Annotated in this window: 27 protein-coding genes and 7 tRNA genes; 12 read left to right on the top strand and 22 right to left on the bottom strand. The window is 32.3% G+C overall.

The window, feature by feature from the left end:
• Positions 1-135 precede the first annotated feature (135 nt).
• Positions 136-789 carry a class D sortase gene (locus tag WKH56_RS07280; RefSeq protein WP_342835087.1) on the bottom strand — a complete coding sequence of 218 codons (654 nt, stop codon included), beginning with the start codon at positions 787-789 and terminating at the stop codon, positions 136-138.
• A gap of 65 nt (positions 790-854) precedes the next feature.
• On the bottom strand, positions 855-1448 hold the full coding sequence (locus WKH56_RS07275) for an LPXTG cell wall anchor domain-containing protein (RefSeq protein ID WP_316910458.1): 594 nt from the start codon (positions 1446-1448) through the stop codon (positions 855-857).
• Positions 1449-1911: 463 nt separating this feature from the next.
• On the opposite strand from WKH56_RS07275, the gene WKH56_RS07270 reads away from it, so the two are divergent.
• Both WKH56_RS07270 and WKH56_RS07265 read left to right on the top strand, forming a co-directional pair.
• Positions 1912-3372 carry an MBOAT family O-acyltransferase gene (locus tag WKH56_RS07270; protein WP_342835595.1) on the top strand — a complete coding sequence of 487 codons (1461 nt, stop codon included), beginning with the start codon at positions 1912-1914 and terminating at the stop codon, positions 3370-3372.
• A gap of 15 nt (positions 3373-3387) precedes the next feature.
• Complete coding sequence (locus WKH56_RS07265; protein WP_342835086.1) at positions 3388-4434, top strand: hypothetical protein; 1047 nt, start codon at positions 3388-3390, stop codon at positions 4432-4434.
• A gap of 34 nt (positions 4435-4468) precedes the next feature.
• Here the strand turns inward: WKH56_RS07265 and WKH56_RS07260 are convergent, their stop codons facing one another.
• From WKH56_RS07260 to WKH56_RS07240, 5 genes are all read right to left on the bottom strand, one after another.
• Positions 4469-5059 (bottom strand): hypothetical protein, encoded by a 591-nt coding sequence (locus tag WKH56_RS07260; protein WP_342835085.1) that lies wholly within the window; start codon positions 5057-5059, stop codon positions 4469-4471.
• Between the two features lie 148 nt (positions 5060-5207).
• Positions 5208-6194, bottom strand: a complete 987-nt coding sequence (locus WKH56_RS07255; RefSeq protein ID WP_342835084.1) for an acyltransferase — start codon at positions 6192-6194, stop codon at positions 5208-5210.
• 146 nt (positions 6195-6340) lie between these two features.
• Positions 6341-6961, bottom strand: a complete 621-nt coding sequence (locus tag WKH56_RS07250) for a hypothetical protein (protein WP_342835083.1) — start codon at positions 6959-6961, stop codon at positions 6341-6343.
• Positions 6962-6985: 24 nt separating this feature from the next.
• A complete protein-coding gene (locus WKH56_RS07245) occupies positions 6986-7243 on the bottom strand; it encodes a hypothetical protein (RefSeq protein ID WP_342835082.1) in 258 nt (85 codons plus the stop codon).
• A 219-nt stretch (positions 7244-7462) separates the two neighbouring features.
• On the bottom strand, positions 7463-7732 hold the full coding sequence (locus WKH56_RS07240; protein ID WP_342835081.1) for a hypothetical protein: 270 nt from the start codon (positions 7730-7732) through the stop codon (positions 7463-7465).
• A gap of 154 nt (positions 7733-7886) precedes the next feature.
• Here WKH56_RS07240 and WKH56_RS07235 point away from each other — a divergent pair, with 154 nt between their 5' ends.
• Complete coding sequence (locus WKH56_RS07235) at positions 7887-8189, top strand: hypothetical protein (RefSeq protein WP_342835080.1); 303 nt, start codon at positions 7887-7889, stop codon at positions 8187-8189.
• Between the two features lie 135 nt (positions 8190-8324).
• Here WKH56_RS07235 and WKH56_RS07230 read toward each other — a convergent pair whose 3' ends face one another.
• Both WKH56_RS07230 and WKH56_RS07225 read right to left on the bottom strand, forming a co-directional pair.
• Positions 8325-9011, bottom strand: a complete 687-nt coding sequence (locus WKH56_RS07230; RefSeq protein ID WP_342835079.1) for a hypothetical protein — start codon at positions 9009-9011, stop codon at positions 8325-8327.
• Positions 9012-9250: 239 nt separating this feature from the next.
• Positions 9251-9925 (bottom strand): hypothetical protein, encoded by a 675-nt coding sequence (locus WKH56_RS07225; protein WP_342835078.1) that lies wholly within the window; start codon positions 9923-9925, stop codon positions 9251-9253.
• 100 nt (positions 9926-10025) lie between these two features.
• On the opposite strand from WKH56_RS07225, the gene WKH56_RS07220 reads away from it, so the two are divergent.
• The 6 genes from WKH56_RS07220 (at position 10026) to WKH56_RS07195 (ending at position 15304) form a co-directional block, all read left to right on the top strand.
• Positions 10026-10529 carry a hypothetical protein gene (locus WKH56_RS07220; RefSeq protein ID WP_342835077.1) on the top strand — a complete coding sequence of 168 codons (504 nt, stop codon included), beginning with the start codon at positions 10026-10028 and terminating at the stop codon, positions 10527-10529.
• A gap of 171 nt (positions 10530-10700) precedes the next feature.
• Entirely contained in the window at positions 10701-11282 is a 582-nt protein-coding gene (locus WKH56_RS07215; protein ID WP_342835076.1) for an HAD-IA family hydrolase, read from the top strand.
• An 86-nt stretch (positions 11283-11368) separates the two neighbouring features.
• Positions 11369-12583: an aminotransferase-like domain-containing protein gene (locus WKH56_RS07210; RefSeq protein ID WP_342835075.1), complete on the top strand. Its 1215-nt coding sequence runs from the start codon at positions 11369-11371 to the stop codon at positions 12581-12583.
• Positions 12584-12627: 44 nt separating this feature from the next.
• The gene (locus WKH56_RS07205; protein WP_342835074.1) at positions 12628-12921 is read left to right on the top strand and encodes a hypothetical protein; all 294 of its coding nucleotides are present in this window, start codon (positions 12628-12630) and stop codon (positions 12919-12921) included.
• Between the two features lie 239 nt (positions 12922-13160).
• Entirely contained in the window at positions 13161-13673 is a 513-nt protein-coding gene (locus WKH56_RS07200; RefSeq protein WP_342835073.1) for a hypothetical protein, read from the top strand.
• 374 nt (positions 13674-14047) lie between these two features.
• Positions 14048-15304 (top strand): C40 family peptidase, encoded by a 1257-nt coding sequence (locus WKH56_RS07195; protein ID WP_342835072.1) that lies wholly within the window; start codon positions 14048-14050, stop codon positions 15302-15304.
• 272 nt (positions 15305-15576) lie between these two features.
• On the opposite strand, the gene WKH56_RS07190 is transcribed toward WKH56_RS07195, so the two are convergent.
• Together WKH56_RS07190 and WKH56_RS07185 are read right to left on the bottom strand one after the other, a co-directional pair.
• Positions 15577-15717 carry a hypothetical protein gene (locus tag WKH56_RS07190; RefSeq protein ID WP_342835071.1) on the bottom strand — a complete coding sequence of 47 codons (141 nt, stop codon included), beginning with the start codon at positions 15715-15717 and terminating at the stop codon, positions 15577-15579.
• Positions 15718-15912: 195 nt separating this feature from the next.
• Positions 15913-16929, bottom strand: a complete 1017-nt coding sequence (locus WKH56_RS07185) for a helix-turn-helix domain-containing protein (protein ID WP_342835070.1) — start codon at positions 16927-16929, stop codon at positions 15913-15915.
• Between the two features lie 159 nt (positions 16930-17088).
• On the opposite strand from WKH56_RS07185, the gene WKH56_RS07180 reads away from it, so the two are divergent.
• Both WKH56_RS07180 and WKH56_RS07175 read left to right on the top strand, forming a co-directional pair.
• Positions 17089-17538, top strand: a complete 450-nt coding sequence (locus WKH56_RS07180) for a hypothetical protein (RefSeq protein WP_342835069.1) — start codon at positions 17089-17091, stop codon at positions 17536-17538.
• Between the two features lie 123 nt (positions 17539-17661).
• On the top strand, positions 17662-18327 hold the full coding sequence (locus WKH56_RS07175) for a TerC family protein (protein WP_481861955.1): 666 nt from the start codon (positions 17662-17664) through the stop codon (positions 18325-18327).
• Between the two features lie 48 nt (positions 18328-18375).
• On the opposite strand, the gene WKH56_RS07170 is transcribed toward WKH56_RS07175, so the two are convergent.
• Positions 18376-19014, bottom strand: coding sequence for a hypothetical protein (locus tag WKH56_RS07170; RefSeq protein ID WP_342835067.1), 639 nt, complete (start codon positions 19012-19014; stop codon positions 18376-18378).
• A gap of 382 nt (positions 19015-19396) precedes the next feature.
• On the opposite strand from WKH56_RS07170, the gene WKH56_RS07165 reads away from it, so the two are divergent.
• A complete protein-coding gene (locus tag WKH56_RS07165) occupies positions 19397-20371 on the top strand; it encodes a hypothetical protein (RefSeq protein ID WP_342835066.1) in 975 nt (324 codons plus the stop codon).
• Between the two features lie 111 nt (positions 20372-20482).
• Here WKH56_RS07165 and WKH56_RS07160 read toward each other — a convergent pair.
• From WKH56_RS07160 to WKH56_RS07115, 10 genes are all read right to left on the bottom strand, one after another.
• Positions 20483-20557: transfer RNA gene (locus WKH56_RS07160), tRNA-Asn, on the bottom strand.
• A gap of 66 nt (positions 20558-20623) precedes the next feature.
• A tRNA-Arg gene (locus WKH56_RS07155) sits at positions 20624-20697 on the bottom strand.
• 104 nt (positions 20698-20801) lie between these two features.
• Positions 20802-20975, bottom strand: coding sequence for a hypothetical protein (locus WKH56_RS07150; RefSeq protein ID WP_342835065.1), 174 nt, complete (start codon positions 20973-20975; stop codon positions 20802-20804).
• 137 nt (positions 20976-21112) lie between these two features.
• Positions 21113-21895: a phosphatidylserine decarboxylase gene (locus WKH56_RS07145; RefSeq protein WP_342835064.1), complete on the bottom strand. Its 783-nt coding sequence runs from the start codon at positions 21893-21895 to the stop codon at positions 21113-21115.
• 571 nt (positions 21896-22466) lie between these two features.
• Positions 22467-22541, bottom strand: a tRNA-Asn gene (locus WKH56_RS07140).
• A gap of 413 nt (positions 22542-22954) precedes the next feature.
• Positions 22955-23045, bottom strand: a tRNA-Ser gene (locus tag WKH56_RS07135).
• Positions 23046-23482: 437 nt separating this feature from the next.
• Positions 23483-23572, bottom strand: a tRNA-Ser gene (locus WKH56_RS07130).
• A gap of 112 nt (positions 23573-23684) precedes the next feature.
• Positions 23685-23761, bottom strand: a tRNA-Ile gene (locus WKH56_RS07125).
• 548 nt (positions 23762-24309) lie between these two features.
• Positions 24310-24386, bottom strand: a tRNA-Ile gene (locus WKH56_RS07120).
• Between the two features lie 430 nt (positions 24387-24816).
• Positions 24817-25443 (bottom strand): hypothetical protein, encoded by a 627-nt coding sequence (locus WKH56_RS07115; protein ID WP_342835063.1) that lies wholly within the window; start codon positions 25441-25443, stop codon positions 24817-24819.
• Positions 25444-25840 lie beyond the last annotated feature (397 nt).

The following is a 25840-nucleotide window of genomic DNA, read 5'->3' as shown; positions in this document are numbered from 1 at the left end:
CTCTCCTTTCGTTAAATTCCGAGATGATTATATTATTTTTAGGAGAAAAAATAATTATATCAAGCACATTTTTAATAGTGGAAAAAACATTTAGACAATATAAAAAGCGACATACCGTTAGTTGATACGTCGCTTTTATTCGTCTATCATTTCAGCCTGAATTATGTAACGATCAGGCGCTTTCCCTATCATACTAAATGGATAGCAAGTCGTTAGTGTTAAAGTAGGTCTATCCTTAGAAACAATAACCCTTCGATCTTCTTTATGTGTAATCCAAATCTTTTTAATTTGGTATTTGTAAAGCGTGTTATCGAACTCAACAAGAAGTTTATCCCCTGTTTTAAGTTCACCTAACCTTGTAAATACAGTGTCCCGATGGCCACTTAAAACCGTATGCCCTTTTCCGCTTGGTGCAGTAGTTAAATCACTAACGAACATTCCTACACCTCTTTTTAACGTATCAGCATCTGTTCCCCAATACACTGAGTATTTTAACTCAAGCTTAGGAATAACTAAGTTGGCTACCTTTTGACCCTTATTGTAATTATAGTCTTCCATTTTCTCCGGCGATTTTGTATCAATCTGCTCTAAATTTACATCTTTATTTAGATCTACTTTATTTTTGTCAGTGTTTTGCTGATTTACATCTTCTTTTTCTTTAGTTTCATAATGCTTAATTTCCTTTTGTGTTAAAGCTTCTGACGATGACCTTCCTATATTCCATTCAAAGAAGGAGTAACCGGCCAACGAAATTCCTATAACAAACAAAACTATGCCAAAAACTCTCACATAACCACCTCTATAGAAAAGAGACAGGAATAATCCCGCCCCTTATATTTAATATATCTATTATATTATGCTTTTGAATTTTTGCGACGAGTAAATAGCACCGCACCCGCAGCCGCAACAGCTACACCAGCAGCTACACCAAGTGGATTGTTGCTTGCTGTTTCAGGAAGCTCTTCGCCTTCTTTTTTATCAGAAGTTTCAGCTTTTTCTGAAGAAGAGTTGTCTTCTTTAGTAACAGTTGTTTCTTTTGTAGATTCATCTGTAGTTGACTCTTCTTTTGTTGAATCGTCAGTAGCAGTTTCTTCTTTTGCAGGTTGCTCTTCAGTAGTTGACTCTTCTTTTGTTGAATCATTAGTAGTAGTTTCTTCTTTTGTTGCTTCTTCTTTCTTACCAATACCATTAATCTTAGAAGTGTCGTAGCCATCTGGCGCTTCACAAGGAATTCCATCGTCTACTTTGTTACCCCATCCATCTAAACGTTCAGGATCATTTGTTGCAGAATAACCTTTTGAATTCCAGTAGTTTACTACTTCATCATATGATGAGAAATCTGAACAGTCTTTATCTAATCCGTTTGATTCTGCTGATGCTGTAGTTGCTACAGTACCAATTCCCCCAAATGTTAATGCTGCTGCCAAAGCAAATGTTACTTTTTTCATCTTTATTAACCCCCATATTTGATTGTCAGATTTGCTAACAATTTCATATTAAACTCTTTTTCTACCATTTACAACAATATTTTGGGTGATTATCCGTATATTTCTGGCGTTCGACAATTTATTCATTATATTATGACAATATTATTATTAAATTACATATTATTGCATATATCTTGTGTTAAATAAGGAGAATCTTCCCTATTATATGTTATTTTAATCCTCTTATTTTTTATTTACATTAGCAATATTTCTCCTCATTTTACACCTCCACCTACCTACCTTATAAAGTCAAATGTTGATTCACGTTATTTACTCACCTATTAACACTTTTCATTTAAACAATCAGAAACAAAAAAGCCCAGATACTTTAACGGAAATTAAAAAAGTATCTTTAGACAATGGAAATAAAAACTTTAAGTTTAATATGATGAAATGGAAATCATTTAACAAAGAGAGGGATAGGATGTTATTTAACTCGTTTATATTTATTTTCTTATTTCTTCCTATTGTTTTTAGTGGTTACTTTCTTTTAAACCGCTTTAAGAAATACCAATTGTCTATTTATTGGTTAGCTTTAGGTTCTCTTTTCTTCTATGGTTATTTTGAACCGAAATATCTAATTCTAATTTCCATTTCTATTTGTACTAACTACATACTCGGTAGTTTAATGAATAGAAGCGAAGAACGAGGTAAAAAAAGAATACTTTTAGCAATTGGCGTCTTATTCAACGTGTCTTTATTAGGCTATTATAAGTACGCAGACTTTTTTGTTTCAAACGTAAACACTGTAATTGGGACAAACTTTAACCTTTTGCACTTAATTCTTCCTCTGGGGTTAAGTTTCATTACTTTCCAAAAGATCGCTTATTTAGTTGATACATATCGTGGCGAAACAAAAGAATATAAATTCTCCACTTTTGTCTTATTTGCTACCTTTTTCCCTCAATTAATAGCTGGTCCTATTGTTCACCACAAAGAGGTTATACCTCAATTCGAAGAAGAAAAAAACAAACGTATCTCTCTTGATAATATATCTAAAGGTATATTTATTTTTCTTATTGGGTTAACAAAAAAAGTTGTAATTGCTGATACCGTAGCTATATGGGCTAATGACGGTTTTCAAAATTATCTCCACCTGACGTTTCTAGAGTCTTGGATTACTTCATTTTCATACACCATTCAACTTTATTTTGACTTTAGTGGTTACTGTGATATGGCAATTGGATTAGCATTATTGTTTAACATTAAGCTGCCAACTAACTTTCAGTCACCCTATAAATCAAGAAACATTCAAGATTTTTGGAAAAGATGGCATATGACTCTTGGCCGTTTTTTAACGCAGTATATTTATATTCCTTTTGGCGGAAACCGCAAAGGTGCTGCTCGTACTTATTTTAATGTTTTTATTATCTTTTTCATTAGTGGCTTTTGGCACGGAGCAGGGTGGACATTCATTATTTGGGGTACCCTTCACGGGTTAGCTTCAATAGTCGTTAGATTATGGGGGAAAACAAAAATCCATTTACCTTATTGGTTATCTTGGTTCCTCACTTTTCAATTTGTAAATCTAGCCTGGGTTTACTTTAGAGCGGCTACCGTAGATCAAGCAAATGTTATGATTACTAAAATGTTTACACCTCACTGGGCAGAGTTTAAAGAGTTTCTATTTCATCCAGTAAGGCATTTTCCACAAGCAATGACATACAAAATTGGAACATTCTCATTAGATAATCCTAAACTTATTGTTCTGACACTTTTCATCCTACTTCTATTTGCATTTTTAACTAAAAATTCAATTCAGCGCTTAGAAGAATTCAGATATAAATGGTTTAACATTGTAGCTTGCCAGGTTATGCTAATTCTTGTTCTAGTCACTATTTTCTATATGCAAAAAAATAGTATCTTTTTATACTTTAACTTTTAATCTGGAGGGATGACGTTGAATTCAAAACAGTGGATAAAACGTTTGTTTCTCACATCATTGATTGTTGTTGTTTTACCGGCTTCCATTGTAATAGGATTTACCTATTACATTGACCCCCTTTGGAATTTTGATCATAAAAACAAATACAATGATTATCAAATAGGTTTTGATGAGAGGCAACAAAAAACAAACTATATTAACAGTAGAAAAAATTTTAGTTACGATGATTTAATGATTGGAACCAGCCGCGTAACTTATATGAATGAACATCAATTTAAAAATGAAAAAGTTTTTAATTACTCCCTAAGTTCTCTACATATAGATGAGTATCTCCCATACATTGAATACGCAACAAACAAAAATGGGAAAGACTTTGACACCATTTTTATGGAGCTGTACGTAAATTCGTATGACGCCTCAACTATTAACACAAACCGCGATCCGTCTACTTATTTCCAAAAATCAGAAGAGCCTTTCTATAGAATTACTTCCCTGTTTTCCAAAAGTACTTTTGATTCCGCAGTTAATAACTATAAAATTTCTAAAGCAAATTACTATATAGGCCCTAGAAGTTATACCCGTGATAACGTAGGGGAAACAACTTATTCAAATGACCGCTTGCAGCCCCTATGGGAACGATTCAAAGCCGCTTTTGAAGACACAACTACCCGACCTTTTATTTATGATGACAAGTATAAACAAAAGTTATTAGCTTTAGAAAAAGCATTTCCTAACACAAAGTTTGTTGTGTTTACAGATCCAATACCTTCTAAAAGATTTGATTTAATTCTAAGTAATCAGGAACAAAGACAAGCCTATGAAAGATGGTTTAAAGATATGGTTGAAGTATTTGGTGAAGTTTACAGCTTCCAAGGACACACTCCAATTACCACGGATATGAATAATTACTTTGATTGGTTCCACTACTATCCAGCTGTTGGTGATGAGATGATCGCTGCCTTACAGAAACCTTCCCAACACAAGGATATAGTCAAAATAGTTAACAATGATAGCTTTAGAAAGTACATAGGTTCTGTAAATAAGAAAAAAGAGACTCAGTGAGTCTCTTTTTTCTTATTTGAATTCCTTTTATGTATTAAGTTTTGTTAGCAATCGTAAAATGTGTTCGCATCTTTTCTACGCGATTTATGTTTTCTCTAAACTGATTTTCTAAACTTTTTATAGTATTACTGTAATTATGCGTTTCACCAAAGGTAGTGTAAATATCCATCAGTCTTTCCTTGCAACCAATTTTTTCTCCGTTAGCAGAGCGATGTAAATCACAATATGTTAGTAGATCAATAAACAATTCAGTTTTGGCCGTTTTATAATATTTATGTTCAATGTATACATTTAGCAAATCTGGAAAGTTGCGCTCTACTATCTCAAAAGCGCCAAAAGAAAACATTACAGCTGTAACCAAATCGAAAGAATAGTTTTTATTTTTACAATATAGTGCTCCATCGAGCGGCTCAAAACCTGTGCGAACAACTTTTTTAGAAAACCCTATTTTATGTAGATAAGCTAATTCAACAAGCTCGCTCTTTTCGCTATTGGGTAAATCTATATCCATAAGTAGTACTTTCATTTCTTCTACTACTCCCTTTGTATTTTTATATAGTTGAGTACAAGGTTTAAAATATAGCTTTAGTTCTTCTTCTCCGAAGCCCCTATTCAATCCCATCACCTCTGTATAAGAAGTAGAACATTTTCTACAAATTCCCTTAAAACATACAGCAAATTCTTTTCGTACTAACTTATAATGCTTTTACGATAAGAAAAATTTCATTAAGTTGTATACAAAAAACCATCTACAAACAGTAGGTGGTTTCAAATTATGTTATTCGTTTTAATATAGGTATTTTGGACAATGGTATTATAAACAATAGACTACAGGACAGGACTACAACAAAAGTGACAGGCATCATTATATAAGGGCTTCCTGTTGAAGCACTTATAGAGAAGGTAGGAAACTTCGTCATTAAAGTTAACAACAATGGATGAATTAGATAAATTCCAAAACTGTACTTACCTATGTATTCTAAAAATTGACCCTTATAAGTAGGTGTACTGCCATTTAAACACTTTTTACACAAATAGAAAACCATTACTGCATACATTAACACGGGTAAGCCAAGAGCATCGTAAAAGACTTGGCTTAGTGTACCTCTCCAAGCAGTAATTAAATAAGTTCCCAACAAAATAATTAAGAAGGATACTGCACCATATAATTGATAATACTTTAATTCGTATTCTCTACGGGCAATGATGTAACCTAATAATAGATACGATACACCTACAGAGAATGGATTTGAAAATACTTGCATATTTAAACCGTAAATCCCTATAACATCGTTAATTGTAGAAACACCCGAGGAAATGAGGGCATAAATTATTATGTAGCTTGAAGGAATATATCTAACGAATCGCCGTAAAAAAGGGATAAAAATATATAGCGGAATTAAAATATAAAAATACCACAAATGATAATATATTTTACCGCTTAAGAATTGCTGAATGAATAGCTTTACATTAAACTCCCCGCTTAATTTACAAATAAAATAGATGACGCTCCATACAATAAAAGGAATAAGAATCTTTGCCGCCCTTTTCTCAATATAAAAGCCAACGGGTTCTTCTTTATGAAGCAGAAGCGCTCCAGAAATCATTAAAAACAGAGGTACAGCTAATCTAGATAAGCTATCAAAGATATGACCTAACCACCATACTGAACTTTGACTTTCATACAGCAGCGGAGTATTAACGTGTATCATTAGCACCGCTAATATGGCAATTCCTCTTGTCTTGGAAATCCAATTCATTATTTTTTCTCTCCCTTACTCCTAAAATGGTTTGTAAGAGATATAAATTTATAAATAAGAATGTCAAATGAACGGATTGCATAATTCCCAAGACTTTAGTTTACATAATACTATTATAGAACATTTACTTTATAAAAAAAGAACCGCTATAGGGTTCTGTACTCTGCTATTTCTTTAATGATTTTTCTCAATTCTTCTTCAAATTTAGAAATCAAAGAGTTAAGTTCAATTTGCAACCGTAACAGTAGCGGCTTGGCCGTTGGATCTAGCTCTTTTTTTATAAAAAGGACCAAGTCTTTTAGTTGACTTGTTTCATCTGAAAATACGCTAACAAGGTATATCTTCTTTATTTCTTTATGTGCTGATTTTTTGAGAATTTCATTTAAAGAACTCCCCTTCTCTCCAGGTGGTAGATAAACCATAGAAGGGTACTTTTTACTTTTTTGATTAAACTTATACTTGTTTTCATTAAAAAAGTATATACGACAACATTTACGAAAACTTTTAATTACATCATCACTTATCTCTGTAACAAACAAGTCCTCTTTTAAAAAACTTCTTATAAACGCTTCAGAATAAGTAAAAGGCATTATTGTTTCTTTAATCTCTTCTTCTAAATAACAATTAAACGAAGAACCCTGCAGAAAAGACATTATGTTATGTATTAGCAATGTTACTATATTATCTTTATCTTCTAGGTAGAATCCGTTTAAATCTTCTATAACAGCCACAATTTTGTATACATATTTCTCAACTATTTGATGCACAGATAGATTGGTTAAGAAACTCATTTATCTTTTATAAAATGGCAAGTTAATTAATTTATCGACCATCATAGAAATAGCGGATCCACCCACTCCTATAATTAGTATAATTTTTTGTGGAAAGCTATTCATATGGTAAGCATTTAAAAACGTAGATAGCTCTTCCTTCTCTTCATCAGATAAGTTTCGATCTCCCTCTTCATCCTCTATAGCACTTTTTAAGCTTTTTAATGTTATAGTTCCTAAAAGCATTGAAATTGCTATTAACCAGCCTAATGCAGCCAAACTATTCACCTCTTAGTAGATTTTTGTCATTGTATGCTTTTTTACAAACAAAATAAAAGGCTTCTTAATCATAATTGATTAGAGCCTTTTTAGTAATCTACTAATATATACTTGCTAATAACAAATTTAAGACCAAAAAATATTCAATTGCTAGTTTTTAATGGGTAGTAAATAATTTTAAACCTTCTATATTCTTTATACTCAGGTCTTTTTCTAATTTTAAGGTATAGGTTTCCATATTATAGACATCAAATACGGGAAAATAACAGCCATAAAAATGATAGCAAAGCTGCCCATAAAAGAAACTACAGCCAAAGCATTGTTTTTCGCAAAGAACGCTGTAATCATTCCTAGAATACCAAAAGAAATAGCTACTACAAAATCAATTTCATTCGAAAATACCGTACCGCTATCGTTAAACCAAAGTAACCATAAAGTAGCCGATAATACAAAAAACACTACAGATGTATACCCAAGGATTCTCTTCATATAAATCTCCTTTTTGTAAAATTATAGCATACATAAAGAGCTCTTTTTACAAAACTATCCTCTTTTAAATATTACATTTGCAGAAGAACTCTCCTAAATATTTGAATTACTACTCCCTTTCATTAGAATAGTTACAGATGGGAGTGAATTATCTATGATTTCTTCATTTTTAAAATGGGTTTCAGGTATTAGCGAAGCCTTTTTAGGTATCCCCCTGTACGGTGGCTTATTTATTTTATCGTTAGGGTGGTCCCCTTTAATTGCTATGTTAGTGCTCCACATAGTTACTCTTATTTTTTCTTCAAAAGAAAATTCTAGATACTTTGGTAGTATCTTTGGAATTGTAACTTCTTTATTGGGTTGGATACCTATTTTAGGTATGCTCTTACACATAATTTGTGGATTTCTTCTTATTTGGGACGCATACAATAGTTCAAAGAAAAAAGCACTTGTATAAGAGTGCTTTTTTCTTTGTTACTTTAACTTGGGCGTTAAAAAGCAGCCACAAGTATACACTTATAGCCGCTTTTTGTCGTTTAATAAATTTTCAGCAATTCAATCTTTCTATTTTTACAATAACCAATCATAATTTTCACGTTTTAGCCCACTGGCTATCTCCTGTAAGGACTGATTTGTATATCTCTTTTACTTCTTCTCGTTTTTCCAAAATTAAACCTTTCCATCTATCTAAAAAGTTCTTGTATTCATCTTTTAAGAATTTCTCTAGCGCTTGCCCTCTTAAAAGGAAATGATCCTGATCATCACCTTCTACAAAAATTTCTTGCAACATCCATTGGCTTCTTTTGTATCCTAATAGATTAACCGCATTTTTCTCCATTTCCTTAAACTTTTTAAACATTTGATTTTCTACATACCCTTTTGAAACGTTAAATCTGAGCCCAAACTCGTCTTGTATTCCTACTTCGCTTTTAATATTAAAGCAAACGTCTAAATGCATACCACTTTTCCTTAGGTCTCTATACTCTAATTGAAACTCCTGGTTATTAAAACCACATATTGTTCTTACCTTCATACGACCTATATACCACTTGAAGATACTAATTAACCCGCTAACAGTTATACGCCCGTTCCCAAGTTCTAGTTTGCTATAAATTTTTTCTTCTAAAAATGTGTATGCTCTAAAATGATTTTTATCTAAGTAAGAAAGTTTATTAAGTAATCCCCCTGCAAACTCACTATACAAATCTTTAATCTCCTTTGTTTTTCGTTTTAATTCTTCTGGTGTGTTATGTACTTTTATTGTTTTTGAATGAATCACACTTAAAACTCCCTTCGCATTTTAAATATTGTAGCTTCGATTTATATTTTTTTAGAAAAAAGTCTTTTTTTTTCTATGCTTGAAGTACGCCAAAAGATAAACTGCTAGCAGAAAGGAGATTTAACTTCAGAATTATTTTCATAACAATTAAAACGCTACTTTAAAAATGACACAGCAAAAAAGAACTTACTAGCAAAGTAAGTTCTTTAGCAAATAATTATATTGGTGTTAGAGTTGGTTTAGTCCCATCCACCGTTTACCAGATCATCATTAATCTGTCTTATATCTGTATTAGAAGGAAGGTTAGTGCACAATTTTTTTATGGAAGAATACTTTTCTTCATTGGAAAACAAATAAAACCCATAACCATCGTGAAATATTGTAATAAAAGTAGAATTTTCTTCACTTTTAAAGTGTGGTGCTGATCGTTTTTTCTTTTTTCCCCACTCCATAACTTCCTCTAAATTAAAATACAGATTTTCAGAAGTAGAAATTGCATAAAATTCGTTTTGAGTAGGCAACCAATACGTTTCTTTAAGTATGTAAACTAACGCTTCTTCATTGATAACTTCTACAGTAAAACAAGGAGGATGATATTTTAAATTCTTACCATTGGTCCAGTATGGACGAGATTCCTCCAAAAGATTTAGCTTGTATTGAAGACTACCTCTTTTTAGTATCTCCTCTAACTCATCGTATTCTTCATAACCTACAATCGTAAAGTACAGCGGATACTTATTTTGTTGAATTAAAAACTCCTGTAAATACTCTTTGTTGTCGTCTACTTGATCTTCTCCCTTTTGAGCATTAATATTGTATACTTTTTTTATATAACCATCTATTGCTAAGTGATGCCCCGTGTCTCTCAAAAAACCAGAGCTTACCTTTTCCTCTTGTATCCATACTTTGAACAAATTGTCTCCCCCTTTTAACTAATAACAAGTATAATCATATTACACATATTGATAAATGTACTAATCAAGCGCAAATAAAGAATGTCAGCGGGGAATTAAAATGTTTACTAAAGAAAAATACTTAAGTGATTATAAGAGCAATTTAGAGAAGCACTCAGCAGAACTAACAAAAAATATAAAGTCGATTACTTTATTAAAGTACAAAGAAGAAATTGAGTTATTGGATTTCACTGTATTTACAGATCTATTATCTTTACACATTGTTGTTGATGGTATGGATAGATATGCTACGCAGTATATGTTTGATCCAGATATTGAGAAAGATATTTTTTATGGAAATATCCAGCTTCTTGGCGAAACTACATATTTTTCAGTCTCAGAAGACGAGGAAGATACATTCTGGGAATTCTACGAAGCTAGTGAGGAAGAACTAAATAAAAGAGAACAAATCATATTAGCGGAGTGGTTTGCGAATTGTTGGAGTAAAGCAAATGGCAGCTCAATTGGTCTTCCCTCCTATGTTGGATTGCACGACTATGAAAACTGTTATGACTTAGTAAACAAAAAGTGGATGAATTCAGAAGAAAAATGGAATGAAGAGTGAAGAGTTAACCTTTAATAAATATGCACTTTAAAAAGCAACTTCTTTTAAAGATGTTGCTTTTGCTAATTGTTGAGACTAATTTCTAAATCAATTATTTTTTCCGCTCAATTATTTTCTATATAAAATAATTATTAAGAACACAACTTTTTTATGAGAAAGTAGGTGATGTTCTTGAACATATTGTGGGACTTAGATGGTACGTTGATAAACTCTTTACCCTCTATCGTTTTCGGACTTCAAAAAGCCTCTGGAAAAGATTTAGATGAACAAAAGCTGTTTTCTTTACTAAAAATCAACTCTTATGTTGCATTTAAATATTTCGGCTTGGATAACAGCATTAGACCTTACTTTAAAGAGATAGAAAGAAACATACACCCTGGAGAAAAAAAGCCTTTTCCGGACATAGAGAAGGTTTTAACTGAAAGTAACATAAATGTTATCGTTACTCATAAGGATAAAAAATCTGTTGAAGTATTATTGAGATACTGGAAGCTGGATCATTACTTTACTGAAGTACTTTGTCTTGAAGATGACAACTTTCCAAGAAAACCAGAGCCAGACTCATACAAGTACTTACATAATAAATACAACATAGACCTTGTTGTGGGTGATCGGGAATTAGACTTTATCCCAGCAAGAAAGTTAGGCATCCCTACCTGTGCTTTTCAAAACCCTGCAGTTGAAGCAGACTTTCACATTAATACGTATAAAGAATTTAATATTGTGAAGCAATCTTTAAAAAAAGAATCTTAAAATAAGGTTCTTTTTTTATTTTTTAGTGAATTAGGGATTTTATTTTTTTCTATTAAATAATTATTTAAGAAAGTGAGGCTTTTAAATTGAAACATTTTTTATCTAACTTAAGCTTAAACACAAGACAAACTGCTATTGATTCTCTGATGGATAATGCAAAGACTTCTGTAACAGATCCAGTATACTTTAGTATTGGTTTACCAAATAGAGAGCTATTAGCTAAAAAGAAACTCCAAGAGATTTATAATTCTATATTTGAGTCTGGAACTGACTCTTATTTTAACTACGGCGGTTCAAAAGGTATATCACCGCTTTTATCAACTATTTCAAAAAGAGAAAATATATCTCAAGACTATATAATGATTAGTACAGGAAACACACAAGGAGTTGAGTTATGCGCTCGCCTTGTACTTAATCCAGAAGACACAATTGCTTTTGAATCATACACATACGCTATTGCTCATTCCCTGACTCACCAATACAATCTAAACGCCTTAGAAATACCTGTAGAAGCAGATGGAATGAACATTGAATACCTGGAACAAGAACTCGAAAAAGCTCCAATTAAAGCCTTGTATATTATCCCCAATGCAAACAACCCTACAGGCACTACTTTATCGTTAAATAAGCGTAAAAAATTGGTAGAGCTTGCTTATGAATATAATTTTTTAATTATTGAGGATGACCCTTATAGAGATTTAATTTTTGATAAACGATTACCCTCTTTATTTGAATTAGATTCTCTTAAAGAAAAAGTTATATATTTATACAGTTTTTCAAAAACCATTGCACCTACCCTACGCACTGGTTTCATTTTGGCACACCCTTTCTATATTAAGAAGTTAGAACAATTTAAACAAACAACGGATTCCTGCACCTCTCCTTTAAACCAAATGGTAGTTAATGAAATGATTAAATCTGATGCGTGGAACGATTCACTAGAAAAGCAAAGAACTTTCTATGAGATAAAAAAAGATTTGACTAAAACCTTCTTACACAGAATGAACAAAAAATACGGATGGACTAGCAACGAACCGGCCGGTGGCATATTTTATTGGGTAGATACCCACGCTGGAGATGTAACTGAATGGTTAAAGTACTCTTCTCAAAGCGGCGTTGTATTTATCCCTGGTAAAGCTTTTGCTTTAGACGATCAAACAAACACAAAATTCCGCCTTTGTTACTCATATTGCGACAACGACGAATTGTTAAAAGGTTTTAACAGATTAGAAGAAAGTTATGTTCAGTGGCAACAAAGCACTTCGCTTCAAAAAAATAAGTATTTACCCCAAAACATTTAAATTCATAGTACTCTTTAAAAAATAATTAAAAGGAGTAGATTTAAATGCATTTACCTTTAGAAAAAATCACTTTAATTCTTGTGGCTGTTTTTTTTGTTTCTTTAATAGGGTTTATGGTTTATAACACAACGAAAAGGGTAAGGAAGACAAGAAAAATTTCCGTTAACAGAAAAATAAGTGGGCCTAGGGTTCAAAAGTCCTTTCAGAACGGTTCCACTGTCCATTATTACAACGTCGCAAAAAATGAACCAAAAGAAATTAAGCCAATTGCAGAAGACAACAGATACAGGTTACCAAGCAATTTACATTTTTCGGAACTTAAAAGAAAAAAACAATAAATATACCATTTAAAATTACAAAGACATCTATATTGCTATATAGATGTCTTTTTCTTTTAACAAGTAAATCACACGATAGTATTTAAAAGTTCGCGAAGGAATGAGATTAAAAAAACACAAAACATAACACTGAAAAGAATAAGTTCTAAGGAAAACAACTCTTTTCACCTTTAGAAACAAGCATATATTTTTTTATATGGAATAAATATTGTATTAGTAGAAAAAAAGGAGGTCTAATTATGCCAAAAACTGAACAACAGAAGAATAAAAGCTGGTCTAATGCAGAAGATACTTTATTAAAAGACTGCATTTTAGAAAATGTAAGAAATGGAAAAACTCAATTAATTGCATTTGAAGAAGTTGCTGAGCAAACTGGCCGCTCTGCAGGATCCGTTGGTTTTAGATGGAACAGCACATTAAGACAACGATATTCTGAAGAATTAAAAAAAGCTAAAGAAGAAGCTAAAAATAAAAAAACAAAAAATGCACCTTCTTCTATCCAAGATTCTACTAAGAAAAATAAGTCAACTAATGCCCCTACCCCTTCGTTAACGACCATAGATGATCCATTTAAAGAAGATGGCGGGATTACTTACGATGATGTCATCTCTTTTTTAAAAAATAAGAAAAAAGCTGATGATAAATATAGTCAATTAAAAGATGAACATACTGCATTACAAGAGGAATACAATAGTTTAAAAGAAGACTTTGATGAAGTGCGTAGACTAGTCTCAAGGTCAAACAACACTTAAAACAGGCGGTTAACCGCCTGTTTTTCTCTTTTTTTGCTCACAAATATTTCCTTTATACACTTTGTTTTATAATAAACTTGTTTTAATCTGGTATACTTTTATTCTTCTGTTATTGCTTAATTTATTTTTTTCGTTAAGTTCTTAATTTTAATTATAGCCCATTGAAAATTTCCATCATCATACATATATGTCTACTTATATTATTTGTTGTAATAATACTGTAATATTTGTAACTGTTTCTTATTGAAATACCAGTGGAATTCTCGCTTTTTTTCTCAATATAATGGTTGGTGTCATAGAAAAACACCTAAAAAATATAAATAACGAAAAACATAAAGCAGAATAAACATATACATCACTGGAGGAAACAAAATATGAAAAAGACATTTATCGTTACAGGTACAATTTTAAGCTCACTTTTAGCAACTTCTTCGGCTTTCGCAAGCACTCATACAGTAGAAAAAGGAGATACACTTTGGGATCTTTCAAAAAAATATACTACTAGTGTTCAAGATTTAAAAAACACTAACAAATTAACTTCTAATTTAATTATCCCTGGGCAAATCCTTAAAGTTGATAACAAAGAAGAAAAATACGTAGTTAAAGCTGGCGATTCTTTAAAGAAAATTGCTACAAAATACCATACTACTGTAAACACATTAATTAAATTAAACCCACAAATCTCCAACCCGAATCTTATTATCGTTGGTCAAAACATTCTTGTAGATGGACAAGTTGCTACTAGTACTGTTACAAGCACAAACAACAGCACAAGCTCAAAAGCTCCATATACAGTTGCTCCTTCTACAAACGGAATGCACACAGTTAAATTAGGTGATACTTTATCTAGTATTGCTAAAGCTAATAATAAAACGGTAGATTTCTTGCTTGCTTTAAATCCTGAAATCTCTAACGCTAATAAGATTCGTGTTGGCCAAACATTAAAAGTTGCAGGAACAGTTGTCAATGTCCAAAAACCAAGCGCAACAACCCAAACTACTGTTAAAGAGACACAGAAAGAAGTTTCTGTAACACCGGCTAAGCCTGTTGAAACAAAGCCAGCGCCAACAACGCCTGCTAAACCTGTTGTGACAGCGCCAACTCAAACAGAACAAGTTAAACCCGCTGAAACAAAACCGGCTACGACAACACCTGCTAAACCTGCTGAAACAAAACCGGCTCAAACTACTCAAGCAAAGCCAGTAGAGACAAAACCAGCTCAAGTTCAAACAGCAGCCCCTACTAATGCCGCTGTAGCAGATAAAGTGTTTGCCGAAGGTGCTAAGTACTTAGGAGCTAAGTATGTTTATGGTGCAAGCACGTCTCGTACAGATGCTTTCGATTGTTCTTCCTTTACTTTAAGAGCATTTAAAGCAGCAGGTATTTCGTTACCTCGTACTTCAGCATCACAAGCACAAGTGGGAACACCTGTATCTCTAAACGCTTTACAAAAAGGTGACCTTGTATTCTTTGATACTGATCATAACGGAACAATTAACCACGTTGGTATCTATGCTGGAAATAACACTATGATTAATGCGGCAACTTCTAAAGGTGTCTCTTATACTAACCTAAAAGGAAATTCTTATTGGGAACCACGTATGGTTAAAGCGGTTCGCGTAATTCGATAATACAAAAAAGAAATGGCCACTTTAACTAGTAGCTATTTCTTTTTGTCTCTTACTAATCCCTATTTATCATTAAGCTTTCTACAAATAGGGTAACTTAAGTATCTAATATCATTATAAGTATCTGCCAATTGAGGACATTTTAGATTTTAATTCAATATAAAAAGCAATTAATTATTAAAATAACTAATTGCTTTTTCGTTATTATTAACTTTAGAAAGCGCTGCTTAAATTCTTCCCCTTATGTATGTAAGTAGTTTTTGTCTTTACAATAGTTACTTATGCAATTGGTGAATAGCCTTATTTTCTACACTTTCTTTCTTAGTAGAGCCTTTAGTGATTTCGTTGTGCGAAGCTAATCCTACTAAAAACAATATAATAGCGGTTGAAACAATGATCTTTATTTTCTTTCCCATTTTCTAGTCATCCTTTTCTAATGTTTTAAACATATTAAACGCTTATATTTATATTTGGGAATATACATAAAAAAATAAAGCAAACCTGTTAACCGCTACGTTAGGTCTGCTTCAATCATTGGTTTTATTAAATACAGGAAATTATTTTTGTTGAAAGTTTCCATTATAAAAATTGTGGACCAGAATAGCCTTATCTTATTGCAAGATCCACTGCTTTTTCTTGCCTGTTTCGACTGTTACTATACCTTGAGATATCTTTACTTGAACTGCTTGCTCTGTTTCAACATCAACAATAAAAGTAAATTCATAAGAATTTAGCTCGCCGTCTGTATTATTCATTAATAAATTTAAATCAGCAACAAATGATTTACCACTCGATAAATCGAATTCACCTTTTGCTACTTTAGAATAGTTTAAATCCGTTAAGTTAACGGCTTCAATAGCAGAATCGTCTTTCTTTCTGCTTGGCTGTTTACTTCCGTTAATTTTTTTCTCTTTTTGTGTATCTTCTACTAAAGTTTCTTTTAACGTAATTTCTTTTACATCTGTCTTAGTTTCATTAACAACTAATACTTTAGAGTCTGTTAAAAGATCTGTTTCGTTATTTAGTGCCACTTTTACTTCGTTAACCTTCTGTTGCTTTTCGCCCTTATTTGCAGCATCGCTTGAAAAACCAGCTATTTTTAAGCATTGATCAAGTGGTAATTTAAACGTTTCTGCTAATTTAGTCACTAAGCGCTTGCCAGGAATTTTATTTCCATTTTCTATTGAAGAAAGATATGAAGCTGGTGAGGATATCTTATCTCTCATTTTATTAAGAGTCAGATTGTTTGCTTTTCTGACAGTCCGAAATAAAGTAGCTGCGTTTTTAATCTTGCTTAAGACTACCTCTTCTTTTTCTTTATGCAATTCAATTACTTTTTTGCTACCTGTTTCCTCAAGCTTTTTTTTGCGACCTCTTTTAGAGTTCTTCATTCCAATTGATTCTTTAGATGGCTTAATTAAAGCTAAGCACTCATTTAAATCTATGGAGAATTCCTCCGCTAATCTAGTTAATAGTTTTTCACCAGGGACTTTCTTTTTTGACTCAATACTAGATACATACGGCCCTGAAGATTTAATTCTCTTAGCTAGTTCCGCTTTAGAGAGGTCATTTTCATCCCTTACTCTTTTAAATAACTCTGCTGTATCTTTTAATTTTGCTAATTCCATTTTTTATCTCCTCCTTAACTTCTTCTATTATCATCTTTGGGAAAAAATTATATTTTTATACTTGTAGAAATACTATTTTGTCTATATAGCTCTTTTCTTTTTTAAAAAAGGTAAAAACTAAAATAAAAATAATAAGTTAGTAACTTTTAAAAGAAGGAGGTGCTTACTATAGAAAACGTTGAAACTAACATTGATCCTATGATATTTCTTCCGATATGGTTAATTATCATTGCAATTGGTTTGGTGGGCTATATTCTTAACGCTGTTGCATTATCTACTATGGCTAAAAACGCGGGTATATCTAAACCCTGGTTAGCTTGGATCCCTGTAGCAAATGTTTGGATTGTGGGTGAACTTGTAAGTGATAGATTACGTGGTAATGGAGGCTTTAAATACATCATTATTACTTTAATCTATATTCTTGTTTGTTGGATTCCAATTGTAAATGCTATCGCTGGAATGGCCTACGGTATTTTCTCTATTTTAGTACTTTATTGGCTATATGAAAAATACTCCAACAAGCCTGTTCTACACACAGTATTCTCTATAATTATTCCTATTTATTCTGTAATTTGTCTGTTTGTAATTAGAAACAACGAAGAGTATTAAAAAGAGATTTTATATCTCTTTTTAAATATGTGTTTTTAAAATTTTATTATTAAACGCTTTGCTTCTCTTCAAACTTTTAAAAGACATATTGTTAGAACTATTTACATATTCGAGGTGAATTTATTGGAGTTATTTGGTCTATCTATAATCGTTTTATTAAAACTTATTCTTATTGACATTGTTTTAAGCGGAGACAATGCGGTTGTAATTGCTATGGCCGCTCGTAATGTACCTAAAGTGAATCAAAAGAAAGCTATCTTTTGGGGAACATTTGGTGCAGTAGCTTTACGCTTAATCTTTGCAGCTGTTATTGTACACGTATTAAACATTCCTTACTTAACCCTTGCAGGCGGTCTTCTTCTTATTTATATTGCTATTAAATTGTTATCTGGTGGCGAAGAGAGCCATAAAGAAGGCGGGACAACGGTTTGGTCTGCTGTTAAGACTATTATAATTGCCGACGCTGTAATGTCTTTAGATAATGTTTTAGCATTAGCAGACGCAGCCCACGGTAGCTTCTTTGCAATATTTATTGGAGTATTAGTAAGTATTCCTATCATTGTATTTGCTAGTCAACTAATTCTAAAGGGTATGGAAAAGTTCCCTATTATTGTTTACATAGGATCAGGAATTTTAGCTTGGACTGCTGGAGGAATGATTGTCGAGGAACCAGCACTTGAAAAAGTTATGTTAAACGATTTCCATTTCTTAATTCCAACCGCTATTACCGTTCTTTCACTTGGCATAGGATACTTATTGTCCAAACGAAAAGTTAAATTAGAGAGTTAACAAAAAAACGCTCAGGATAAGCTGGGCGTTTTTTTATGATTGATTAACTTAATAATAAACATTCAGTAGTTTAATTAATTTTATAACTTTCTCATCTTCACCAGTGTTAACGGATACTAACTTTGTATTTTCAATTATATCTGTGTAAAATTTTTCCCCAGCGGGATAACTGCCATCCCAACGCAAAGGAACGTTGTATACATTAATTGTTCCATTTCCATTGCCACTGTAAGTCACTACTCCATCTACCAACCGAGAACCTGATAATTGAATAACATCTTCTGGATATAAAGCACTGGTTTCATCATTAGAATTTAGCGGTGTGCCAGCCTTAATATGCTGGACATTTAACTCATCTATAGCTTGATTCGGTCCAAGTTGCGACCAAACTCTTGCGTATTCAATTTGCTCAGAAGTATACTGACCTAGATTATCTTTGTTCTTCTTATCGTTTATACTCAAGTTGTTAGTATTTAAAGGGCTATTATTGCTGTTGTTAGAGTTAGCTGTATGTTCAACAGATAACTTATTTGACTTCAAAGAATTATTGTTAGTCTTTAATATATCATTAGATTCTAACTGTTTTTCTTTTGAAGCAGCACTGGTTGATAAAATACCGTAAGTTAGCCCCCCGCCCAATACAAGTACAGATAAAGATGCCACGATAAAGATTTTGTTTTTCTTCACTTTTGCACTCCCTTTCACCTTTTAAAGATTTTGGTTATATTAACACTTTAACATAAATTTACCAATTTCCCTTCTTTTATTAAAAAACATTAAGACTTCAACAATTTTTCATTTTCTAATTAGGATGATAATTAGAAAAGTAATTTAGCCATTGCTTTTACAATAAAAACACAAACAGTATTGCTACACAAGTTAGTCTGTCAATTTATACTACTAAGGACATTATTACGATCTCTCTCTTATAATTCTAAGAAAATGTTGACACTTTCTTTTTAAAGCAAGTTACCTCTTCTTAGATTACTTTTTTTCTCTTTTTTCTTCCAACACGATTTTTCTTTTTATAATATTGGCAATAAAACGAATTCGGAAGGATGAAGATACTATGTCTTATAACGTAAAGGAACTTCAAAATTTAAGCAAAGATGAGCAAATTGACTTTTTAATGAAAACTTTGGAGAGCGTAAGCTGCTCTAACCAAGATTGTACTAACGACAAACCAAATGGAAAATGGGGAGTTATTGAAAACAAAAAATACTGTAATATATGTTATAACAGAGAGTTACTAAAAGAGGAAATACGACTTAAAAATAGACAAAAAGAATTACATAAACTTGTTGAATACTATGAGTATTACTTAAAAGTAATAGATGCAATTAAGAATTTGAAAGTTGAGCTAGACGTTGACGAAGATGAGTTTAAGGAAATTACTGATCCTATTAAACTCGCATTTAAAGAGGCAAAAAAGGTTCAGGACAATAATAAAAAAAGTTTAAATCCAAGCAGGAATAGACAGCCTCAACAACAAAATAAATCTCAGCAATCCCAAGGAGAACACTTAAAAGAAGCTTCAACTCCTAATAAACAGGCTAGACCTTATACGCAGCAACCTATTGATGAAAACATTTCTAATAAAAGAGATGAATCTCAGGTACAGCAACGTAAAAAGGTAACTGCTCCTGTTATAGAGAATGAAGAGAAAAAGCAAGAGGAAATACAAGAACAACCTTCTCCACAAGGCGAAGCGAAAGAAAATATAAAGCCAGTTCTTAAACCAAATCAAGAACCACTTAAAGAATCGGCTAATAAGCAAAAAGAAGAGGGACAGGTCACAAATACACAGTTTGTAACACAAGTAAATTCTGAAACTGTATATGGAGAGAATCCTGCAGAATCAGCACCGAATACAGCTATTGAAGATGAGCATTCACTATTTAATCTAGATCCTGGATGCGATGTAGAGAGTAAGCAAGAGGAGTACAACGAAAATTATGCTTCAATTGATAACTCTAACTCTACTCAAGACAAAGTAACAAACATACGAGTACCACTTACAAGTGTATCAGGTATCGATCTATAAAAATTAAAGAGCCATCCTTTTTAAGGACAGGCTTTTTTCCATAAATAAAAGAAGCTTCTTTTTTGAAGCTTCTTTTTTATACGACGTTACATAATTATCATTATTATAGAATGGCTCCACAGGTAGGACTCGAACCTACGACCGATCGGTTAACAGCCGATTGCTCTACCACTGAGCTACTGTGGAACGATATTATTATACTTACCACAAAATAAAGAAATTATTCCTCTAAATTTATATATAAATTGGGTACGCGGCTGGAGGGATTCGAACCCCCGACAAACGGCTTAGAAGGCCGTTGCTCTATCCTGCTGAGCTACAGCCGCAAGTTATAAAGTAATTCATTTCACCTTTGTAAAAATATTATATTTTGTTTCTCTTTTCATCTTCAACCCTTTTAAGAGGTTTTTTATTATTTTTAGAACTTTTTTTAGTTGAAATTGGCTACTTTTCTAACTACGAACCCAAAAATAAGCGTTCCTGTAATTAAAATTAAGTATCCAATTACATTGCCAGTATCTATTAAATAAATCCCGCTAAATATAAATGTCATAAACAGAGCCAACATAAAGCCTAGTATAAATAAATACTTTAATTTAGGCATTTTCATCTCTCCATTTACCTATAAAACATTTCTATAATGTTATTACTTAAAATGTTTTGAAAACCCTGTTTGAAATTTAAAATTAACATTACTACCGCTACTTAAAAAATATTAAGCAGCGGCTCTCAGAAATTATGTTATTTCTTTAAAGCTAGTACTTCCCCTGCTTTTATTTTATGCTTATCGTATAACTCTTCAGGAAAAACTATGCTATTCTTTTCAAATAATAATACAACTGTAGAACCGAATGAAAAGTAAGCGAGCTCTTCACCTTTACTAAGAAATTTAGAAGCTTGAGTAATTTCAATTGAATTAACAAACATAGCCCCTACCTTTACTATAGCGATGTGGCCACCTTCTGTATGCTTCATTTCACTCACTACTCGATGATTTGTTGTTAAAGGTGTTTTTCCGAATGAAAGTCCAGCCTCATTTACTGGGTAAGAAGCAGTCCCTAAAGAATACTGATTGACTATCTTACCTTTTATAGGACTATGAATGCGATGATAATCACTTGGGCTCAAATAAAGAACAATAAATTTCCCACCAATATATTTATTAAAGGTTCTTTCATTCCCGATCATTCCTTTAATTGAATATGTTTGGTTTTTTACTACTATATTGTTTTGTAGACTAATGTCACCTAACTGTTCAATAGCTCCATCAACTGGACTTATAATAGTTTTTTCATCTGATTCAAAATGACGCGCTTCCGGCTTTAACCTTCTAGTAAAGAAGTGATGTAAGGAAGTAAAACTCTTAAGATCCCCTTCTATTTCTTCTGTGTTTATTTCATAGTGCTTTACATAAGAAGGAATTGCAAAACGACTAATTTTCGACCTAGAAAACTTCATTAACAATTTTGATAAGGGTAATGAGTTAGTTAATTCAATTAAAGACTGATACATTTTTTCTTTCATTTTCTACTTCCTCCGTGACATCACTTGTAACACCTAAATACATTATTTAACGCATATAAAAAGAGCTCCTAATAATTAAGAACTCTTTTTAAGGTAGTAATAACTTTTACATCTATGTACGTTCTTTTTAAACTTTAAAAGATTACTTTTTTTAAATAAACTTTATTAAATTTAAAACTTCTACTATTTGTAATACGTAACTACCTAGAGAGCATATAGCTATAATTGATAAACAACTAATCTATAAACTCTCACAGATTTTTACGTGTCGAGTTCTATAAGAAACGAATCACTTAATAAAAACCGGCATCCTCATTTCACTTTATAGCGGTGTGTAATGTACTCATTACTATAAAGAGGGATTAAATATAAGTGATACAACATTTTTATTTTCTAAGAATCTGCACGTTCTCTACTTCTAAAAATGTTGTTATTTTTCTTCTACGTTTTTCTACCTCAGTGCAGGAGGTGTAGACGGTTTAGTTTTAAGCGAAGTAAGGAATTGAACCTTAACCCCATTAAATAGTATTACTTAATGTACTACCACTTATTGCTTCGCTATAATAAGAAATGGCTCCGCAGGTAGGACTCGAACCTACGACCGATCGGTTAACAGCCGATAGCTCTACCACTGAGCTACTGCGGAATAAATTTAATTTTTAATAACTAGAAGCCAACTATGCTTGACCACAAATCACTTACAACGTTTCTTATATTCATCAGGCAAAGGTCGCGATGCCTCGACCTATACCTTATCTAAAATCTCGTCTTCTGTATAGAAAAACTAATTACTAGATGGAACATACAAGTTGGAGTTTGTAATGTTTTTGGATGGTATATAACAACCATTCCCTGATGAATACAACTTTTTTAGGAGTGGAGAAAAGGCTGCTGAATTCCTTTTCTCCTGTTGTCAGTTAGTTTTGTCAAATGTATAGCTTGATTTCATAGAGTTATTAACAAACTTTGCCACTCGACAGGAATTGCACCTGCAATATAACTATTGGCAAAATAATTATCTCTACCTTCAAAGGTACGAGTAGATATATGTATAGATAATGGCGGAGAAGGAGGGATTTGAACCCTCGCGCCGCTTACACGACCTACACCCTTAGCAGGGGCGCCTCTTCAGCCACTTGAGTACTTCTCCATAGTATAGAATAGTAATGTTGTTTATTTCTTTGTTGTTGAAATCAGTTCCCACCAACCGATTTAAGTGAGCTTAGTAAGTAACAAAACCTGAATTGTATACTTCATTTGGAATGTAGATGCCTACTATGGCTAAACTACCCTCGTCTCACTTATCCCCCTGAGTCGTAAAAGTTCAGGTTATTCACTTCCCAGGACACTAAACACTTCAAACAACAGGTATAAAATTTTATTGAAAGAGAATTCTTTTTAATATGCATATAGATAACATCATTATATAGAACGTTATACATATAAAAGTGTCAATCTCGAGTCTTTAAAAATATACGATCCTGCAAGAATTACGATTGAAGATATTGTTTAGAAATGTCCTCAAAGGAGCGGTTTTCGACAAGCAATGCTTTCTAAACTTCACTTTGACAGACATATATGTTGTAACGGAGGAAGAGGGATTCGAACCCCCGCGGGCTTTAACACCCCTGTCGGTTTTCAAGACCGATCCCTTCAGCCAGACTTGGGTATTCCTCCATAAAATTAAAATGTATTATTGGCACCCATTGTCGGAATTAAACCAACCCTTCTAATGGCGTATGCGCACTATCCAAAAGATGTTCTTATTATTGAACTATTGGGTATTATATGGTGGACCCTGCAGGATTCGAACCTGCGACCGGACGGTTATGAGCCGTCTGCTCTAACCAGCTGAGCTAAGGGTCCGTATGTAAAAAACATTATCGTAAAACTTTTACCTTATGGATTATATACTTTACTCTTTTATATTTTCAACCCTTTTTTTTAAAAAGGTTAAAAATATTTTTTTAATAAACTTTTAAAAGGTATGCTGCCTATTCAGCCAAGAGGTAATCAATAAAGTCCACAAATGAGCACTTACAAGACCTTAAACCTTGGATTTGATAAAGCTTTACGGAAGCAAACAACTATATCTAAATGGGGTTTGGTTTGTTGTTAATACAAACGAATATGTACTGTTTATCTTCCTTCTTTTTCACTTATACTTTAATTTCTAATAAAAACTTTAAACCCTTTTCTTTTATCGCTTACCTTTTTTATTTCAACTTTTAACCCAGTTTGATATAGGTATATGTCCTACATATTTTCGGATTTTTCTTCTGAAAAATTCAAATATGAATTGGTAAGGTTATACTTTGTCGTTAGTATAAGACGCATTTGGTTTAAAGATTTTCGAATAAGCAGCAAGTAATTAAACAAAATCATTTATGTTGTATTCAAATTTTTTTAGTAATTGGTGGACCTTACAGGATTCGAACCTGTGACCGGACGGTTATGAGCCGTCTGCTCTAACCAGCTGAGCTAAAGGTCCAAATATTATTTATTATTGCCACCTATTCAGCCAAGAGGTAATCAATGGAGCTAGCAAATGAATGCTCACAAAACCTTAAACCTTGGATTTTATCGAACTTTATTGGGACAAATCAACACACTATAAACGATAATATGTTCGTTATTTATAGTATGTTGACCCCTCACCTCTTTATAACCTAAGCCTTTACGTTAAAAAACTTTGAGACTTAAACTTATGTGCGTTGATCTTTACTAGTTAAGCTTTTAACACCAAATATAGTAGTTGTGTTATCAACTCATACTTTTTCTCCTGTTTGAAGGATGTAAGTTGTAAGTAAAGTTATACTATATCGTCAGTATAAGAACGCATTTGATTTAAAGATTTTCGAATAAGCGGCAATAGAAATTTTCAGAGGGTTATTCTTTAACAAAAACCCTCTCTATATGTATTAACCTAACACTTCAATTAATGTTGAAGTGTTTGATTCAGATAAAATGAAATCCACTTCCATTTCAAACTCTTCAATACGCTCTGTTAACTCTTTAATTTTTTTTTTAATTTCAATAGGATCGACCATTTTTGGTTTGTAACGTTTTAAGAACGATTCAGTAATAGTTTCTACCTCAGCTGCATTTGCTTTACGGTCTTTACTACCTAAATCCGCTTCAATACGCTTTTCAAGTCTTAGTTCCATTTGTTGTCTTTCAACTTCCATTTGGCGTTCTACTTGAATTAATTGATTGCGCAATGAATTTAAAAGCTCTTTATCGTATTTAACTCCATTATCTTTACGATCAATAGCTTCTGCTACTGTCATTTCTTCTTTACCTACCTTAACCTTCGTTACGGCATTAGAGGCAATAACCTTTGCTTTAATTTCATTACGTCTAGAAATTAAATCTTTTGCAGAACTATAAAAAGCTCCGGCTTCTGTATTAAATTCCGCTACTGTTTTGTAAGAACGAGGAGGCTCTTCTCCAATTTGCATAGCAACAAATTTACCACTTGTAGCTCGTTCGATTCTCTTGTTAAGAGTTTTTAATTCTGCTAGAGCACGATGAATAGACATTTTCATAAGATAGTTTCTCCCCTTATATAAACACTGGAACCATTAGTTCTTTATGTATGTAGTAAGAATTACTGTATCTTTTTAAAGAATTTCTTTTGTAACGTGCTACATTATGTTCTTTTATAATTTTCAGATTCAACCCTTTAAACAATATTTTTAAAAATAAATTAAAAAAATTTATTTACTACACTTTCCCTTCAAATATCTACTTAAATATTTAGCTCTTTTTCAATTTTTTTTGGCTTGTTTAACGCTTATTTGACGCTTTTTATCACAGCAAACAAACATTTGTGTCACTTACACTCTAAATACAAATAAAAATGGGAATTATTTGTAATACCTTTTATGTTTTTGATGCTTTTTAAATAATTGCACATTTTCAACAATTGACTTTATAAAAACT

Source organism: Priestia sp. SB1, assembly GCF_038898415.1.
The sequence above is the reverse complement of the archived record's forward strand: the minus strand, read 5'-3'. Positions and strand labels throughout refer to the sequence as shown.